Raw genomic sequence first — 18803 nt, 5'->3', positions numbered from 1 at the left:
CCTTTCAGCGATTGTAATGATACCCAGTGTCGAGAACGTCAGCGTGATACCTCGGAGTTACGACCGCAATATTGTCCAGGTCATAGACCCTGCCGCCGTTGTATATCGGATCGATATGATGCAAATTATAGACCGATGAACCGTTATGCCATTGACTCTGAGCCGCGAATGGTGAATTGCCATTCGCTATTCGAACCTGATTTTGCGGGCTAAATTGACCTCGCAACTCGGGGTGTTGCGATATTTCCCGCCAGAATTGTTGGCGGAAATCGTCGAAAGTCTTGAAGTCGCGTCCCCTCATGGCGTCAGCGATCTGGCCTGGGATCCGGCCTGCGTTGCCCTCCGTCCCGCGGAGCCACCGTTCGCCCTGACTTATGTGCCGAAGGCCTTCGCCGCCCGTGGCTGTACCGGGCGACTTCCGAGGATCGCATGGGCTCAGTCCGTGGGGGTCGGTGTATGCGGTGGGGTTTCCCGGGTATGTGTACGGATTTGGTGTGGGGGCCAGTCCGAGGGGGTCGGGGGTGAGGTAGGCGCCGGTGGTGGGTTGGTAGTAGCGGTGGTGGTTGTAGTGGAGGTTTGTTTCGGGGTCGTGGTATTGGCCGGGGTAGCGCAGGGGGGTGTCGGTGCCGGTCCAGGTGGTGGTGCCCCACATGGTGGTGTGTGCGTGGCCGGTGAGGGTGTTGGTGGTGGGGTCTAGGAGTGCGGTGGGGGTGTCGATGTGGTCGGTGATGATGGCGTAGAACTGGCGGTCGACCTCATTCTGCTGCGTTGGTGCTGCGGGGCTGTTGAGGGCGAGTTGGCCGGGGCGCAGGGCCGAGTGTGTTGTGCGGGTGTGGGTTTGGGTGTGGGGGGTGTGGCGGCCGGGGAGGTAGGACCAGGACACGGTGTCGCCGGCGGTGCTGTCACCGGCCGTGGTGGTGGTTTGTTCGACGAGTTGGGTGCCGTGCCAAGCGAAGCGGGTGGTGGTGTGCCCGTTGGTTTTGGACAGGCGGCGCCCGGACGGGTCGTAGGTGTAACGGTAGGTCTGCCCGTCGGGGGTGGTGACCGCGCGCAGGCGATCGGCGGCGTCCCAGCGGTAGTGCCAGATGTCGGGTGTGCGGTTCAGGCGTTTGGTGACGGTGCGGATGAGTCGGCCGGCGGGGTCGTAGTGGTAGCGGGTACGTCCGTCGTCGATGAGTCGGGTGCCGTCGTAGCGCCAGCGTGTGCCGGGGTTGGTGGTGATGGTGGGGTTGGCGGCCGGGTCGAAGAGGGTGGTCTCGACGCCCGCGTCTGCGGTGTGTCGGGAGACGAGGCGTCCCAGGGGGTCGGTGCCGTAGGTGGCGGCGGTGCCGAGCATGGGTGTGGTGGGGTCGGTGGTGGTGACGGCAGCCAGGGTGTCATCGGGCCGGTAGGTGTAGGCCGCGGCGGCCAGTACCTGTGGGCTGGAGGCGGTTCGGCCGTCCAGGTTCAGCACGGACAGGTCACGCAGCCCGGCCAGGACGTGGCGTGCAGCCAGGCGCCCGGTGGTGTCGAAGGTGGAGTCGATGGCGGTGGTGCCGTATTGCAGGCGGGTGGCACGCCCGGTTTCGTCGCGGGTGATGTCGCAGCGCTGCCCGGCGGTGGTGAGGGTGTCGATGTCCCCGCGCCGGTCATAGGACAGGGAGGTCCGCACACCCGTCGGGGTGAACGTTTCGATGCGTTCGCCGGCGGTGTTGAACACCGACTGGACCGTGTGCCCATCGACGGTTTCGGAAATCACCCGCCCCGCCGCGTCATACCCGTATTCGACACGCCCCCACGGCATCTGCGCCACCACCAACCGACCAGCCACATCGAAGGTGTAGTCGGTGCGCTCGCCGGCGTAGTCGCCACCGCTGCTGACCTCGGCGGTGACCCGCCCGGTCCGATCACGGTGGTAGGTCAGGGTCTGCCCCGCGGCATTGGTGCGTGAGGCCAACCGGCCCGCGCCGTCGTAGATGTAGCTGGTGGTCGCACCGTTGAAATCGGTTTGCGCGGCGAGCATTCCGTCTGCGGCGTAGGTGTAGGACCAGGTTAGTCCGGCGGGGTTGGTGACCGCGACCAGCCGGCGCGCCGTGTCGTAGCTGTAATGGGTACGCGACCCGTCAGCGTCGACGCGCGTCACCGGCAGGTCGTAGAACCCGTACTCCCAGCGGGTGGTCGAGCCCACTGCATTGGTGTGCGAGGTGCGGTTGCCTTCACCGTCATAGGTCCAGGACTCCGACGATCCGTCCGGCGCGGTCCGGGTGAGTAACCGGCCTGCGGAGTCGTAGGTCAGCCGGGTCACCGTGTGGTCCGGGCCGGCGATCTCGATCAGATTACCGAAATCATCGTAGGTGCAACCGGTTTCGAAGCCGGCCGGGTCGGTGATGACAGTCGGCAACCCGGCGGCGTTGGTGGTGTAGGCGGTGCGTCGCTCCAGCGGATCGAACCGTTCGGTGATCGCGCCGGCACCGTTGTATCCCCAACGCCAGGTGCCGCCGCCCGGGTCGCGCATCTGCACCCGGTTACCGGCGTCGTCGTAGATGAAGGTGGTCACCGCACCATCGGGGGCGGTGATCCGCGCCGGCCGGGGCCCGGCGGCGGTGTCGGTGTAGCCGATGGTGGTGATCTGCCCGAGCGGGTCGGTGATCTGGGCCGGCATGCCCTCGGCGGTGTACCGCAAGGTGGCGGTTGCACCGGCGGGATCGGTGATGTCCAGTGGGTCGCGGTCGGCGTTGAAATCGGTGCGGGTGACCCGGCCGAGCGGATCGGCCACCGCGCGGGGACGCAGATCCGCATCGAACCCGAAGACCGTGGTGGCACCGAGCGCGTCGGTGTAGGTGCTGGTACGGCCGTTGCTGTCTTCGGAGTACGTGAACGAACCCGACCAGACGCCATTGTCACCGCTCTGGTGCACAACCCGGCCGCGTTCGTCGTAGGTATTGGCGTAGTGGGCGCCGATCGAATCGATCCATGCCGTCATCCGATGATGCGCGTCGTACTCGAATGTTGTTGTCGCCCCGGCGGCGTCGGTGACGGTCGTGAGATCCCCACGGGTGTAACCGAACCGGCGCAGCACATGGGAGGTGGTGTCGGTGGCCAACGTGTAGCCACGGATCCGTGGCCCGGCGCAGTCCACGCCGACGCGGTAACCACCGGAGTGCACCACCCCGGAGGGGGCGCCGGAATCGTTGTAGGTGAACAGGATCCGATTGCTGTGGGCATCGGTGATCGCGGAGATGAAGATGACACCCGCCGCGATGTCCGATCCGCGCAGGTGTGGTTTGGGTGCGAAGTGGTAGCTGCGCCCCGAATGCGGGGGTGTGAGCCGGTAGCCGCCGCCCGGTGCGTTCCATAGCTGCCACGCCCGCCCGGTGCGTGCGGTGCTCGGCTCATCTGCGACCGGGTGGTCGAAGGACAACATGGTGCCGTCGGCGTCGACGGTGGTGATCGAATCGGTGGTAACGATGACCCGGGAATCGAAGGTGCACGACCACGACGGACCCAGCCACACCCCGGCGCGATAGCCCGATTTGTGGATGCGGGTCAGACGCAGGCCCAAGACCGCGGGCAGGTCGACGTCGACGGCCGGCAGCGTGTACTCGCCGGTGGCCATGTCGACCGGGTCGCCGCAGACTTTGGTGTCACCGGGCTCGTTCGAGGCGGACGGGTCGTTCTTGGCGTGGTCCGCCGCCTCATTGTTGGTGAAGGCGCCGTCATCTTTGGGATCGTGCGGATCGTCAGTGCCCTTGTGGCCGTCACCATTGCCGCCGTGGTCGCCGGCCTTGGTCGGCGCCGCCTTCTCCGGCACGGCTGCCGGGCCGGGCCGATCCACCACTGCGACAGCCTCAATCGGGCGAGCACCATCCGCCGGAGCGGCTGCTGCTTCTTTGGCGGCAGCGGCCACGGGACGAGGCGTGTGGTCCGCCGCCGACGCGGGGCTGGGCTTCGCGCTCGCGGGGATGTCGGCCTTGGCTGCAGGCGCATCGCGGGCGACCGGCACATCACGCGGAGCCGGGCCGGGCGTGTCCCGCGCCGGCATCGGTCCATCGGCACGCGCCGGGTTCGCCGGCGACGGCTGATTCGGTGTATTCGTATGGGGCGCAGGGGAATTGTTGTTTGCCGGAGCGGAGTCGTTCCGGGCCGGCTCGGCGGGGCGGTCCGCAACATGTGGACCGTCCGGTTTCGGCGCTGCGGTGTCCTGCGGTGCGCGGGCTGGTTCGGTGCGCTCTGTGGTCGGGCGCTCGGCGGGTTTGTCGGCGTCCGGCTTGGGATGTTCGGACGGCGCGTCAACGTCCGGTGTTTTGTCGTGCGGGACGGGCCGCTCGGCCGGGCCGTCCGTGTGATCGCGCGGGGTGGGCGTCTCGTCGGGGGTGCGTTCCTGACGCGGCTCCGGGTCACGCCCGTCGGGATCGTGGCGTGGTGTGTCCGGCTCGTCGGGGCGGTGGGGGGACTCTGAAGGCCGGTCATGCGTAGACGGGGAATCGGCATGCTGGTCGGGAGTCCGGTCCACCGCCGGTGATTCGTGGTGCGGCTGCGGGTCGGGGGACCGGTGGTCCAGCGCGCCCTGATCGGGGTTCTCGTGCCGCTCGGGTGATGGCGAGTGATCCGCAGGAGGCCGTTCGGCCGACGGCGGATCGGCGGTCCGGGGATGCTCGGCCCGTGGTTCGGGTTGATGCGATGTGTCGTGCGGCGTCGCCGCACTTTCGTGAGGCTGCGCCGCGGGGGTGGGGTCCGAGTGCGGCCGGGTGTCGCTGAGGCCGGCACCGGGGCTGTCATGCGGGGTGCCGTGAGCCACCGCGGGGGAATTCGGCGTCGCGGCGCCCGCGGCTGAACGTTCGACCCCGTGGGCCGCGCTGCGCTCGCCGCCGCGGACAGCGTCCGACAACAGGGATTTCATGACACCGGAGCCCTTGGGGCCCATCGGAATCAAGTTCGCGAGCAACGCACCTGTCGCCTGACCCGGATCGGTACCCCACCCGGTACCGACGATCCCTTCGATGAGCTTGTCCGGGTGGGCCGCCATATTGACCAACCCGGCGCCCACCTGCGAGGTGTTGGCAAGATACTGCGCCGGGTGAGCGACGTTGTAGGGGTCGGTCGGATTCACCGTGCGCAGCAGCTTGCCCATGTCGGTGACCGCCCCGGTCAATCCGACCAGCATATGCCCGGTGAACATGTTGCCCACCTCGCGCAGATCACCGAGGTTGGCCAGCAACCGCTCACCGCCTGGCGGCTTCTCCGGTGCGTCGTCGGCAGCGTCCTTGAACGCCGCCGCCGCAGTGGCAGCGGCAGTGTTACGGGACTCGCGTGCCCGGTTCAGGGTTTCGACAGCATGGTTTCGAAGACCTGGCCCAGGGTTCTCGCCCGGATGCGGTGGCAACGTGATGTCGGCACCGGCGTTCTTGCGGTCGACCGCGTCGTCGTAGGCGTCCCTCTTGGACTCCCACTCCGCTTCCTTTTGTTTGGCCTCGTTCCACAGTCGGATCGCTTCGGCCGCCTGCGTCTGCGCCGACTCGACCACCGGAGCGAGGGCATTGAGCGCACCGGACGCTGCGCCGGCCGACGCGGCGGCCGTCAGCCATTTCGGCACCTCTTCGTTGATGGTCTGGTGGTAGGCGTCAGCTGCCTCACCCTCGAAGTTCCCGACACTGATGCCGCGTAGGCCCTCGCCTGTCGACTGAAAATTCTTGCTAAGGTTCTCCAACTCACCGGCTCGGCCCCGCATGGCACCCGGATCACCGTGAATCAAATCCTTGGGGTCATCGGATTCACCGAGGTTCTTCTCGGCGGTTGTCGCGCCCAACTGATCGGCTATGCCGCCGCCGAAGTCGCGGACGTCGTCGGCCAGGCCGTCGGCGCCCACCGCATCCAGCACATCCCCGGCAGCGTCGGTCGTGGTGTCGACTACCTCGCCCAGCAGTCGCTTGCCGCCGTCGTAGAGATCCTCACCGACGTCGACCAGATCGTCCCAGAACCCCACCGTATTTCACCCGACTCCGCGGAAATGGGTCCGGCTAGGGCGCCGGATGGCTGGGCTCGGTGGGTTTCTGCTCCGGCGCGGTGAAGCCGTCCACTGTCGACTGGATGGCCTCACCCGGAATGATCAAATTCCGGGTGGCCTGGCCGGCGTTCTCCTGGATCGAGTTCCAGCTCTGCTCCAGCGCAGGTTTGGCGACGTTTTGGAAAGACTCCGCTGACCAGTCCGGGTTGGTCAGTTGGTTGACGTTGTGACCGACCAGCGCGCCCCAGGACATCTTGTCGATCTGTTCTTTCTGCAGACTGGGGTCACCGACCAGGTCATTGGCCATGTCCTTGAGAGCGTTGTTGTAGTACTCCTCTTGGAGTTCATATCGGCCAGCGCCCAGATCCAGCGCCTCACCGATATCGTTCGCCTTGACGATCAGGGCGCGTGTGCCCCACTCCCAGCGGTCGAGATAGTTGTCGTAGGCGGATTTTGCATCGGGGTGGCTGATCTGCTCGCCCGTCAGTGACAGGTCGCTGAAGCCGCGACCCATCTGGCCGCCGTAGCCACCCAGCCCATCGATCACCCCGTTGATACCGTCGCGGGCCTGTTTGAGGGTGTCCGGGTTGACATTGAGAACCTTGACGCTCACGTCTTCACTACCTCACTGGTATCGAGGTCTATGTAGCAATGCGGGGTCAATTCCCGCGTCGAAGGAAACACCATCACGTCATGGCTGGCGGCGTCTACCACCAATCCCGTCGGTGTGGGTGCCTTGTCCAGAATTTCGTCCACCAATGCGGCCCCCCGCACCGTACGAACCTCGATGGCGCTGGTATTGCGACCTGCGGCCAGTGCGAATGCCTCGCAACGCCGGGCACTGGTGAATGCGGCGAGCCAAGGAACGCCGTTCCAGATCCACGTGGGTATCTGGCCGTCGACGTCCAGTGGCAGGATCAGAGGCGCCGCTCGGAGCCCCGCGATCAGGGCAGCGCCATCGCCGAATCCCGCGCAGAACGCGGCACGCTCTTGGACGAAATCCACGGCTCCCCCCGGTGCGCTTGGACAACCTTTCTCATGCAGGGTACCTGGCCATCGAGCTGGTCGTCCCGACGTCCTATGGGATCAGGACCGATCGCGGTGCCGGTCGTCGGCGGTCGGGAAGTTGGCGGCCAGCGCGGCGGCGATCTCGATGAACGCGCGCCGGGTCGCCGGTGTCATCTCCCGTGTGCCGGCGATGACGCCGCCCGGCCGCAGGTGCCCGTCGAACGGAACTTCGACGACGGCCTGCCCCTGCCCGGCGAACTGCTGCGCCAGCACCGAACGCGTGCGTTTGTCGGCATGACCGTCGGAATCGTTGAGTACCACCACAGTTCGCTGCAGCAGACCATTGAGGCCGTGCGCCGCCAGCCAATCGAGCGTCTGCCCCGCCGCGCCGGCGCCGTCGACCCAGGGCGACGACACCACGATGAGCGCGTCCAGGTCCCGGAGCACCTCCTGGGTGACGGGGCTGTCCATCGTCGAGCTGCAGTCGATGATCGAGATGGTGAAATGACGATCCAGCCGCGCGGCCGCCTCCCGGTACACCGCGGGATCGAGCACGCGGCGCCGGGCCGGGCTGGCCTCACCGGCCAGCACGAACAGGCCGGCGGCGTTGCTGCCGACCCGGTTGCGGATGTCGGCGAAACTCTCGAGATGCTGGTCGGACGCCAACTCCCAGTACGAGCTCAGCGCCTTGGGATCGACCCGGCTGCCGAGCTTGCCGAACGCGGTGTCGGCGTCGACAGCCACCACCCGATCCTCCTGCCGGAGCTCGGCGAACAGCGACCCGATAGAGGCGGACACCGTCGTCTTACCGACGCCGCCCTTGCCCATGACGCCGACCTTGTAGTGGCCCGACAGCGCCGACCGGATCCGGTTGATCTGCTGGGCTTCATGGATCTCGTCGGGAGACGGACCGAGATTGACCAGTCCGAATGTCGCCTTGAAGAGCGACTTGCGCCAGCCCCGACCGGGCTCGGGCTTACGGGCCCGGATCAGGTCGTCGCGGCGGATGGCGTCGGCGTATGACCCGGGCGCCGTGAACTGGCCCTGCGGGCCATGCGGCCACGGCTGGTGCGGCGGCGGGCCGGGCTGGAAGGGGCCTGGCTGGATGGGACCCGGCTGCGGTGGGTATCCGGTGCGGCGTTGCAACGGCTCGGTGTGCTGCATGCCTGAGGTGTTGTTCGCCGGCGGATTGACGCGGGGCCAAGCCGGCGGCGTGTTCACGGGATGGCCGGCAAAAGCGCTTTCCGGGGGGCCCGGCTGCGGTTCGAAGTGGTCAGTCACCGAATACGCGCTTTCTCTCCTGAAGTTCGCTCGACGCGGGTGCCATCCCAGTATCGACCACGTCAAGCACTGCCGAGAGAACGGCTAGGCCGGTCGCCGTGCCGAAGGGTATGACGGACTTCGGTACAGCTCGTCACCGGATGTCACCTACCGACACTTCGCCCCGACACGCAAGGGGGTCGGGGAGCGCATGCTGCACACACACGGGGACCGGCGTCACAGCGTGGTTCGGCTGAGCGATCCACACGAGGCAACACAGGAGGTGTGCAGGTCGGCGTAGGGTCGACCCTGCCCACTGGATGTGCGTTCCCGGAGGAATCCGCACACAATCGAGAGGTACTCATGTCCGCCGACTATGACCGGCTCTTCAACAACTCGCCGGGCCAGGCCGACAACGAGGAAGCCACGCGCACCGTCGACCATGCGACCCTTGCTGCCGCCGCGCAGATGTCGGCTTCCGCAGCCGCTGCCTCGGCTGCCGGGGCCGAATCGCCGTCGGGACCGCCCGTTGCCGGCCAGCCGCAGCAGCCGCCCGGCATGGTTCCGCCGCCGCGGCCTTCTGAGGTGACCACTCAAATACCGCCCACGCCAATGCAATTCATGCAGAACGGCCTGATGCGCCCGCCGCAAGGTGCTCCCATGGCCGGCGCCCAGTACGAGCAGCCGCAGCACGCCCCGATGATGCCTCCGCCCCCGCGGCACGTGCAGCCTCCGCCACAGCACTACGCCATGAATCCCCGGGTGGACAGGCAATGGACCGCGCAGCACATGCCCGACCAGACCTCCGCCGCCACCATCGGTGACCACCGCGCCATCGACGCGCTGTCGCACGTGGGTGTGCGCGCCGGGGTGAAGATGCCGTCGCAGCGCGGCTGGCGTCACGTGCTGTACCTGTTGACCCGTATCAATCTGGGCCTGTCGCCCGACGAGTTGTACGAGTTGGACCTCTACACCCGCATACGGCGAAACGCCCGCGATTCCTACCAGATCGGCGTCCTCGGGCTGAAGGGCGGCGTCGGCAAGACGGCCGTGACCGTCACCCTGGGCTCCGTCATGGCGAAGGTCCGCGGTGACCGGATCCTGGCCGTCGATGCCGATCCGGACGGTGGCAACCTGGCCGACCGGGCCGGCCGGCAGTCGGCAGCGACCATCTCGGATCTGTTGTCCGACAAGGAACTTGCGCGCTACAACGACATCCGCGCGTACACCAGCATGAACGCCTCCAACCTTGAGGTGTTGTCGTCGGCCGAGTACAGCGTGGCGCGCCGCGACTTCAACGAAGACGATTGGGCCGCCGCGGTCAAGATCGTCTCGCAGTACTACAACCTGGTGCTCGCCGACTGTGGTGCCGGCCTGTTCCACCAGGCCTCGCGCGCCGTGCTGTCGACGGTGTCGGGGTTGGTCATCGTGGCCAGCGCCTCGATCGACGGTGCCCGCCAGGCCGCGGTGACCATGGACTGGTTGCGGCAGAACGGATATCAGGATCTGCTGGGCCGGGCGTGTGTCGTCATCAACCACGTCACACCGGGCAAGACCAACATCGATGTCGATGATCTAGTGCAGCAGTTCGAGCGGCATGTGCCGGCGGGCCGCGTCATCGTGTTGCCGTGGGACAAGCACATCGCCGCCGGATCGGACATCCAGTTCGATCTGCTGGCCAAGACGTACCAGCGCCGGATCACCGAGCTGGCCGCGGCGCTGTCCGACGACTTCGACAGGCTCGAGTACCGGTGACCGCATCTGCCGGCCCGCAACCGCCCCACCCGCCGCGGCAGCTGACAATCCGACCAGGCAGTCGACCACCGGTGACCAAGCGCATCCTGGAGCTGACCGACGGTGCGGCGATCGCCGCGGTGATTCCGCTCCTGTTGTGGATAGCAGGGGTCTACGACACCATCCGGAACATCCGGTTCTGACTTTCCGTCCGGTCACACGAATGAGTAACATCGCCGCGCGACCGACCCGGCGGCGCCCGTACGGTGTTTGAGTAGTCAATTTGTTAGGGAGACCACGATATGTCCGAAAACCACGACGCCGGCTCCGTGAGCGAGCAGCAGCTGCCGGTGGCTGGCGACGAGGAGAAGACCCAGTTCGTCGATCGGTCGGCGCTCCAGCAGCCGACTGCGGCGAGCCCGCTTGCCGGTGACCAGACCCAGGTCGTGCCGCAGCAGCAGTGGCAGCCGCCGCAGCCTCCGGCCGCTGCCCCCTACGGCCAGGACGTGCCGCCGGCGGTACCGCAGTGGCAGGCCCCCCAGCCTCCGGCGGGACATCAGTGGCAGCCCCCGCAGCCGGGTTATCAGCAGCCGGCTCCGCAGCCGCAGTTCGGTCAGCCCGCAGCGCCGTTGCCACCGCAGCCCGAGCAGTCGTGGAATCCGGCGGGTGCGCCCGTGCCGCCGCCCCCGCCGGGGTTCGGCGCGCCGACCTACGGCGCCCCTGGTTTCGGTGCCCCGGGCTTCGGTGCGTCGGTGCCGCCGCCGGGCTTCGGTCCGGGTGGTGCCCAGCCTGGCTTCGGTTCACCTCAGCCGGGCGGATACCCCGGTCCGGGCGGACCGCAGTTCGGCGGACCGCAGTTCGGCGGACCAGCGGGTCCGCAGCAGACGCCCGTCGACATGGCGAAGTCGCTGCTCACCAAGGGTGATTCGTTCATCTTCCGGTTGATGACGCGCGGTGTCCGCGGCGAGCTGATCCAGCAGCCGTGGTTCCAGAACATGCGGAACAATCCGCAGGGCTCCAACCAGTTCGTCTACCTCGGCTACGGCGGAGCGGTGCTGATCGGGTTGTTCCTGAGCCTGTTCGGCGGGATCGGTTCGCTCATCGCAAGCGTGATCTGGCTCGGATTGGCCTACTGCTTCCTGGCCTTGGGCACGAAGCTGGCCGCGCAGTTCGTGGCCTACGGGATCTGTGGTGTGGGTGCGGTGGCCAGCCTGCTGGGTTTGTTGTTCGGCATCATCGGCCTGGCGGGTGTCAGCAGCAGCCCCTACGTCAGCGGTAGCCTCACGGCAATGCTGATCCTTGCTGTGGTGATCAACGGCGTCATCGCAGTTGTGCTGGGCTACATCGGAATTCAGGTCCACAAGGGAATTCAGAAGATCGCTACCGGTCAGTTCTGACAGCCCGACCGATGAACGGTGCACCCTGAAATCGGGGTGCGCCGTTCGCTGTTCTGAAGCTGCCGGCAGGCCATAGTCTGAACCGAACGTCAGGGGGCACGATGACAGGCGATTTCGGATTGCGGGTGAGAAGCGGAACGGCGCTGCGACGTTCGGTGGCGCTGTGCGCGGTGGCGATGCTGGCCGGCTGCGCGCCGACCGTCACCGGTACCGCGGTGTCGCCGGTCAACGACCCCTTCCATGTCGCCGACCTCCCGGCCAAGGACGGGCCGAGCGGGTTGCGGGACAACGCACCCGCGGCGGTCGGCAAGGTGCAGAACACCAACAACAGCGACGTCGACCGACTGGCGTTGCAGGCGATCAATGACATCGCCGAGTACTGGCAACACGACTACAGCGCGTCGGGTTTGAAGGGTTCGTTCAAGCCCATCGAGAAGTTCCTGTCGTACGACGCCCGCGATCGGAACAGTCCGGAAGCGTGTGACGAGGACACCGCCGGTCTGGTGAACGCCTTCTACTGCCCGAGCGAGAAGCTGATGGCCTGGGACCGCGGCATCATGGTCCCGACGGGGCGCAAGTACTTCGGTGACGTCTCCGTCGCGGGGCTGATCGGGCATGAATACGGCCACGCGATCCAGTACATGGCGAAATTGGTGACTCGTAGTACACCCGTCATCGTCCGTGAACAGCAGGCCGACTGCTTCGCCGGCGCCTATCTGCACTACGTCGCGGCGGGTGATTCCAAGCGGTTCATGATGAGCACCGGCGACGGCCTCAACCATGTGCTCGCCGGGCTGATCACCGTCCGGGATCCAACGCTGGGACCGCACGACGACGACATGCTCACCGACGGCCACGGCACGGCGCTGGACCGCGTCAGCGCGTTCCAGCAGGGCTTCACGGTCGGACCGCAGGCGTGCGCGGCCATCGATCTGAACGACATCAAGCAGCGCCGCAAGGGCCTGCCGATGGAGCTCGAAGATGAGCCGACGGACGACGATCACCGGTCCGCCGACCTGCCCATCGACAAGGACACGATCGGCACCCTGGTCGAGTTGCTCGGGGTGATCTATTCCCCGAAGCAGCCCCCGAAGCTGACATACGGTCCGGCGAAATGCGATACCTCGCAAGGTGATTCGCCTGCTTCATACTGTCCGTCGACGAACACGATCTCGGTGAACCTGCCCGCCCTGCAACAGATCGGCACACCGGCTGACATGGCCGAGAAGACTCTGATCCAGGGCGACAACACGGCGTTCTCGATCGTCGTGTCGCGGTACATGATGGCGCTGGAGAACCAGCGTGGAGTCAAGCTGGACGACCCGACGGCCGCGTTACGCACAGCCTGCCTGACCGCGCAGGCCCAGCGTCAGATGGCCAAGCCGCATGACCTGCCCAGTGGTGCCAGCCTGCAGTTGACCGCCGGCGACCTGGACAAGGCCGTCGCCGGGCTGCTCACCAACGGATACGTCGCCACGGCGGTCGATGGGCAGGGTGTGCCGGCCGCGTTCACCCGGATCGCGGCGTTCCGGGCCGGGCTGGCCACCGACGACGAGGGCTGCTACAAGCGCTACCAGTGAGGAGAGTGCATTCGTGAGCTCCGTCCCGCCGCTCATCGTGACGCTCGGCGGCGCCATGTTCACCTTCCCGCCCGGCAAGGAGGTCACCGTCGGCCGCGGCGAGGCCTCGGACGTCAGAATTCCTGACGCCGGCCCTGGCGCCAAGCACGTGGTCTCCCGGTTGCATCTGATCATCAGGGTGGACCCCGGTGTCGGTCAGTGGGTGGCAATCGACAAGTCCCGCAACGGAATCTTCGCCAACCGGACGCGTGTGCCGTCGGCTGTCATCAGTGACGACCTCGTCCTGGCTGTCGGTGCTCCGGACGGACCGCAGTTGCATTTCCGGACCGCCACACAGGTCATCCCGGTCGCCAAGTACCGGCAGCCGCCGCCACAGACGGCGGCCCCGCGTCCGTCGCAGCCGGCTCCTCCATTGCCGCCACGGCCGGTTCAGCGGCAGTCGCCGCCTGCACCGCCGCGTCAGCCCGCCCCCGCGCCACAACGCTCGTCGGGTCCGCCCCCTGGGGCCGTCACCATCGGGCGACACTCGACTGCGACCATCAAGGTCGAAGATTCGCTGGCCTCCCGAATTCACGCCTACCTGGTGCCCGCCCCGACCGGAACGCAGTTGTACGACAACGGTTCGGGCAATGGCACTTTCGTCAACGGTCACCGCGTCGAGGCGGTCACGCTGCGTCCCGGGGACGTCATCACCGTCGGCAACACCGACCTGGTGTTCACCGGCGGTACCGCGGTCCAGTCGCGGCAGACGGTTGCGACCGGTGGCATCGAGGTACGCCAGGTCGGCCTCGCCATCGAGGGCCACCAGCTGCTGACCAACGTGGCGTTCGACGCTCGGCCCGGCACTCTTACGGCGGTGATCGGCCCGTCGGGCGCAGGCAAGTCGACGTTGATCAGGCTGCTCGGCGGCGTCACCAAACCGACTTCCGGGCAGGTCACCTTCGATGGACACGACGTGCACGCGCACTATGCGTCGCTCCGGTCACGGATCGGCATGGTGCCCCAAGATGACGTCGTGCACCGGCAGTTGACGGTCACCCAGGCGCTGAATTATGCCGCCGAACTCCGGTTGCCACCCGACACCAGCAAGGACGATCGCCGCGCGGTGGTGGAACGGGTGCTCGCCGAATTGGAACTCACCCAGCACCGCGACAAGCGCGTGGACAAGTTGTCGGGCGGGCAGCGCAAGCGGGCCTCGGTGGCGCTCGAATTGCTCACCGGCCCATCACTTTTGATCCTCGATGAGCCCACCTCGGGATTGGACCCGGCGCTGGACCGCCAGGTCATGCAGATGTTGCGGCGGCTGGCCGATGCCGGGCGCACGGTGCTGGTGGTGACGCACTCCCTCACGTACCTGAACATGTGTGACCAGGTGCTGCTCCTGGCGCCCGGCGGCAAGACCGTCTACGCGGGACCGCCGCAAGCGGTCGGATCGGCGATGGGAACGCAGGACTGGGCGGACATCTTCGCCTGGGTATCGGCCAATCCCGATGCGGCGCATGCCGTCTTCCTGCAGAACAACCCCGCTGCCAACCAACCGCCGGCACCGCCGGAACCTGCCGGCCCGCTCGGCGCACCGGCGCGCACCAGCACCGGTCGCCAGATGCTTACCGTCGCGCGCCGGCAGTTGCAGCTGATCTTCGCCGATCGGATCTACACCAGCTTCTTGTTGCTGCTGCCGTTCATCCTGGGGGCGATGTCGCTGATTGTGCCGGGGGACACCGGATTCGGGGTGGCGACTGTGGGCCACTCCCCCAACGAGCCGAACCAGTTGCTCATCGTCGCGAATATCGCGGCAGTGTTCATGGGAACCGCACTGACGATCCGTGATCTGGTTGGCGAGCGCACCATCTTCCGCAGGGAGCAGGCGGTCGGGCTGTCGGCCGCCGCGTACCTTTCCGCCAAAATCGTTGTGTACAGCGCGTTCACCGCGATTCAGACTGCGATCGTCGTGGCGATCGTGGTGATCGGCAAGGGCGCGCCCACGCAAGGCGCATTGTTGCTGGGCAGCGCGACCCTGGACTTCTACGTGAGTCTGACTGTGGCAGCAATTGTTTCGGCGATCCTGGGCCTGCTGCTGTCCTCGCTGGCGCGGTCCAGCGAGCAGATCCTGCCGATGCTCGTCGTCGTCATCATGCTGTCGATCGTGTTCTCCGGCGGCATGATCCCCGTGACGGGACGCGTCGGCCTGGACCAGGCGTCGTGGTTCCTGCCAGGGCGATGGGGATTCGCGGCGTCGGCGAGCGTGGTCGACCTGCTCAAGATTGCGCCGCTCATGTCGGTCGACGACCAGCTGTGGCACCACGAATTGCGCTGGTGGGCGCTGGATATCGGTGTCCTGTTGCTGCTGGGCGCGGTTGCCGGTTTCGTGGTGTACCGACGACTTCGGCTGCCGGGCGGCACGAAAGCGGGTCCCCCGAAAGCTGCGATGATCGCGGTCGCCGTAGTGCTTGCGGCAGGATTTGTGGCCGGCATGACCTACCTGACCCGCGACTCCGGAAACCGGCCGACGCAACCGACGGCGCCCGCGGCACCACCCAGGGCGGCTATCCCCGGGCAGCGCATAGATCTGGCGAACCTGCTCCCCGACGGAAAAGCCGTGAGCACCGTCATGCAGTCGCCACCGATGGCGACCGCGACCATCGTCACGGCGGAGACCCCGCGACGCGGCACTGCGGCTCCTCCACCGTGTGCCGGCGTCGCGGATGCGGGTAGTGCCACGACCTTCGCGCCGGGATTCACCGCCATGTCGGGTATGGAGCTGCACAACCCGGCAGATCCGAACGTCTGGATGGTGGCCTATGTCGTCGGCTACCCGGGACCCCAAGCGGCAGCGGCTATTCCGGCGGCGGCGACATGGTCGGGATGCGCGAATACGGTCGTCACGTTCACGGCTGACGGAGGGCCGCCGCGGCAGTTGGCGGTCGGTGCGGTCACTGTGGACAAAGACACCCTCACTGCGGCCTTCACGGAGCCTGGGCGCAGCTGCCAACACGTACTGACCACGAAGACCGATGTCGTGATCGACGTGTTGGCGTGCACTTCGGGTGGCGGCACTCAGGCTGCCGAGCTGGCCAAGCAGATCGCTGACAAGGTCAGCTGAGAAAGGAACAGATGAACCCCTGGCGTACTGGGCTGGTCATTGGCGCGGTGGTTGTTGTGGCGGCGGGTTGTTCGTCCGCCGACCGGAAGGTCTCGGGCACGGCCACGACAGCCACGGCTGTCGCTTCTCCGACGACGTCGACGTCAGCTGTCGCCAAACCTGTTGATGATGCCGGCCTGCCGGCATTGTTGGCATCCCCGTCTGAGATCAGCGACGTCGTGGGCGTAGCCATGACACCGGAGGCGATTTTCAGAAAGCCAGAGGCGAAGCTGAACGTCGACCCACTTCGGTGCACCGAAGCCTTGATGCCGGGTCTCGACACGGTGTCCTACTACGGCCGAACTGGTTTCGCGGGGCAGGGTCTCCATGGCGATCGGCACGCGCGGGTGGTTCAGGTGCTCGCCTCGTTCCCGTCGGATGCGGACGCAGAGACCTTTCGCGGTATCACCGTCGGCCGCTGGCGCCTATGCCAAAGTCAGCAAGCCACGATTACGGACGGTAAGAGCACTGCCACGTACGAACTGGGCAACGTTGACTCTGTGGATTCCGTTGTCAGTGTGTCGATGTCGGGCACCGCGGCAGACGGCGGCAGCGTGAGATGCCAGCATTCGTTGGGCACTCGCAAGAATGTCATCGTGGACGTTCGGGTGTGCGCCTCCGACGTGAGCAACGAAGGGCGTGATCTGTTGTCGAAAATCGCGGCCAAGGTGAGTTAGCGAATGTTTGCCATCATTGGCACGAAGTTGCTGTCGAGGTATTCGGTAGCCAGGTAGCCGCCGGGATCAGCAAGTGCGGCAATGATATTGGGGTCATCCACGATGATTATCGAGCCGCGATAGGTCGCGAGTTGGCGGGGCCGCCCCGCTGCGCCCCCATGCCCGGCAGCTTTGTCGGTTCTCACCACGACCAGCACATCGGTGCGAACTTGGTACAACTTGGCCACGTCGGGCATTGTCCGGGCAGAACCCTGGTCGCCAGCTTGGCGCCCCAGTGTGGGGTCGTAGTTCAAGCCAAGCGAATTCAAGTAGTCCGCCGCATTCGACGGGGTGAGTGTCTGGCTGACGCCGCTGTCGGACACGTTGATCACCTGGACGCTCTTCCCAGCAGCCCTGGGGTTCTGATTCTTGAGGTCGGTCTGCTGCGAGGCGACCTGGTCGATCAGGCTGTCGGCGTCCTTGTCGCGACCGAGGATCTTGCCGATCCACTTGAGCTGTGTTTGCCAATTCCAGGTCCGGCTGGTGTCTTTCGGCGCAGTGACGGTCGGGGCGATTGCCGCGAGGCGCTGATAGGTCGTGTCGTCGATGTCTCCGGTGGCGATGATGACGTCGGGTTTCGCGGCCTCGATGGCGCTGGTGTCGATGAAGCCGACGGTGTCTTTCACCGACGGTTTACCGGTGATCTTGGACTGCAACCAGGAGGGCAGGGTCGTGCCCGCGCCGGCGATGGCTGCGGGTTGTAGGCCGAGCGACAGCACGGCATCGGCATCGCCGGGTCCGAGGGCGGCGACAGCGGTTGGCGCCCTGGTGATTTCGGTGGTGCCGTGGGCGTGAGTGAATGACTGCGCGGTATAGGCGGGCGCGCCCGGTTTGCCGAACAGCATGATCGAGGCGACGACCACGATGACGGTGACGACAGCGGCGACCGCACCGCCGATGACCAATCGACGCTTGCGTGCATTGTTCGGCCCAGCCGTCAGCGGCCCGGCCCCCGTCATCTGCGGTGGCATCGGGCCGCGCGGCGGTCCCGGGGGGTACGGACCGCTGAACTGCCCGCTCGGATAGGTCAGCACGCCACCGGGTGGTGTCGGTTGGTGCGGCTGCCACGATTGCTGCGCGGGGGGCGGTATTTGGCCGGGAGGTTGTTGCGCCGGACTGGAATTCGCGACGGCAGCCGTTGCCGCGGCGGCGAATTCCCGCGCGGTCTGGTACCGGACGTTGGGATCTTTCGCCATGCCGCGGGCGATGACCTCGTTCAGTGCCCACGGCAGATGGGGCACGCGATCGGTGACACGCGGGATTTCTCCCGTCACGTGCGCTGCCGCGATGGCGGCGATGCCGCCAGGTAGGCCGCCGTATGGCGTCCTGCCGGTGAGCAACACGAAGAGGCTGCAGGCCAGCGAGTAGACGTCGGCGCGCGAATCGACATGCTGTCCGCTGAGTGCCTCGGGTGGGGCGTAGGCGATGGACGCCATGACTGAGCCGTCGGTGGTCAGGTGTGCGGCATCGTCGAAGGCGCGGGCAATTCCGAAGTCCGCCAGGAACACTCGCTCGTCGTCGCCGGGATCTTCGGCGGCCGCCAGCAGAAAGTTGGCGGGTTTGACGTCGCGGTGCATGATGCCACGTCGGTGGGCGTAGTCGAGTGCCTTCGCGACTTCGGTGATGATGCGGGCCGCGCGTGCCGGTGTCATCCGGCCGGAACGGACTTCCTGGTCGGCGTCGGTGCCTGCGACGTACTGCATGGCGATCCAGAGCTGCCCGGCCTCGGTCTCGCCACGGGAGTAGACCGCGACGATGTTGGGGTGGTCGAGCGTCGCTGCAACGTTGGCTTCACGCAAGAACCGTTCCCGGAACTGTCCGTCACCCTGTATCGACGTGGTGAGGACTTTCAAGGCGTCACTGCGGGGCAGCTGCGGGTTCTTGGCCTTGTAGACCACGCCCATGCCGCCGACACCGAGGACGGCTTCGATGGTGTAGCCGGCCACGATATCGCCGGGATTGAAAGTGGATGTCATTGCGGTC

The 18803-nt window shown here is 66.6% G+C and carries 10 protein-coding genes and 1 pseudogene; 6 read left to right on the top strand and 5 right to left on the bottom strand.

Going from position 1 to position 18803, the window contains the following annotated elements:
* Positions 1 to 4: 4 nt before the first annotated feature.
* The 4 genes from EB75_RS03240 to EB75_RS03225 all read right to left on the bottom strand — a co-directional run bounded on the left by EB75_RS03240 (position 5) and on the right by EB75_RS03225 (position 8272).
* Positions 5 to 5962 (bottom strand): putative T7SS-secreted protein, encoded by a 5958-nt coding sequence (locus EB75_RS03240; protein ID WP_073694044.1) that lies wholly within the window; start codon positions 5960 to 5962, stop codon positions 5 to 7.
* A gap of 34 nt (positions 5963 to 5996) precedes the next feature.
* Entirely contained in the window at positions 5997 to 6596 is a 600-nt protein-coding gene (locus EB75_RS03235) for a hypothetical protein (RefSeq protein ID WP_073694043.1), read from the bottom strand.
* Positions 6593 to 6988, bottom strand: coding sequence for an SseB family protein (locus tag EB75_RS03230; protein WP_073694042.1), 396 nt, complete (start codon positions 6986 to 6988; stop codon positions 6593 to 6595). Before EB75_RS03230 ends, EB75_RS03235 begins: the two co-directional genes overlap by 4 nt.
* 81 nt (positions 6989 to 7069) lie before the next feature.
* Positions 7070 to 8272, bottom strand: coding sequence for a MinD/ParA family ATP-binding protein (locus EB75_RS03225; protein ID WP_073694041.1), 1203 nt, complete (start codon positions 8270 to 8272; stop codon positions 7070 to 7072).
* A gap of 342 nt (positions 8273 to 8614) precedes the next feature.
* On the opposite strand from EB75_RS03225, the gene EB75_RS03220 reads away from it, so the two are divergent.
* From EB75_RS03220 to EB75_RS03195, 6 genes and pseudogenes are all read left to right on the top strand, one after another.
* Complete coding sequence (locus EB75_RS03220) at positions 8615 to 10006, top strand: MinD/ParA family ATP-binding protein (RefSeq protein ID WP_073694040.1); 1392 nt, start codon at positions 8615 to 8617, stop codon at positions 10004 to 10006.
* 68 nt (positions 10007 to 10074) lie between these two features.
* A pseudogene (locus tag EB75_RS29815) lies at positions 10075 to 10188 on the top strand (hypothetical protein); the annotation flags it as partial.
* A 99-nt stretch (positions 10189 to 10287) separates the two neighbouring features.
* Positions 10288 to 11382, top strand: a complete 1095-nt coding sequence (locus EB75_RS03210; RefSeq protein WP_073694038.1) for a hypothetical protein — start codon at positions 10288 to 10290, stop codon at positions 11380 to 11382.
* A gap of 101 nt (positions 11383 to 11483) precedes the next feature.
* The gene (locus EB75_RS03205; RefSeq protein ID WP_073694037.1) at positions 11484 to 12962 is read left to right on the top strand and encodes a neutral zinc metallopeptidase; all 1479 of its coding nucleotides are present in this window, start codon (positions 11484 to 11486) and stop codon (positions 12960 to 12962) included.
* Positions 12963 to 13017: 55 nt separating this feature from the next.
* Entirely contained in the window at positions 13018 to 16065 is a 3048-nt protein-coding gene (locus tag EB75_RS03200) for an ATP-binding cassette domain-containing protein (protein WP_168175975.1), read from the top strand.
* Between the two features lie 11 nt (positions 16066 to 16076).
* Entirely contained in the window at positions 16077 to 16781 is a 705-nt protein-coding gene (locus EB75_RS03195; protein ID WP_083611932.1) for a sensor domain-containing protein, read from the top strand.
* Here the strand turns inward: EB75_RS03195 and EB75_RS03190 are convergent.
* Complete coding sequence (locus tag EB75_RS03190; RefSeq protein WP_073694034.1) at positions 16778 to 18796, bottom strand: serine/threonine-protein kinase; 2019 nt, start codon at positions 18794 to 18796, stop codon at positions 16778 to 16780. The two genes, EB75_RS03195 and EB75_RS03190, sit on opposite strands and share 4 nt — an antisense overlap.
* Between the last annotated feature and the right edge of the window lie 7 nt (positions 18797 to 18803).

It is taken from the genome of Mycobacterium sp. ST-F2 (assembly GCF_001905655.1).
Taxonomy (GTDB): Bacteria; Actinomycetota; Actinomycetes; order Mycobacteriales; family Mycobacteriaceae; genus Mycobacterium.
Note: the sequence above shows the minus strand (reverse complement) of the source record. Positions and strands in the feature narration are given on the sequence as shown.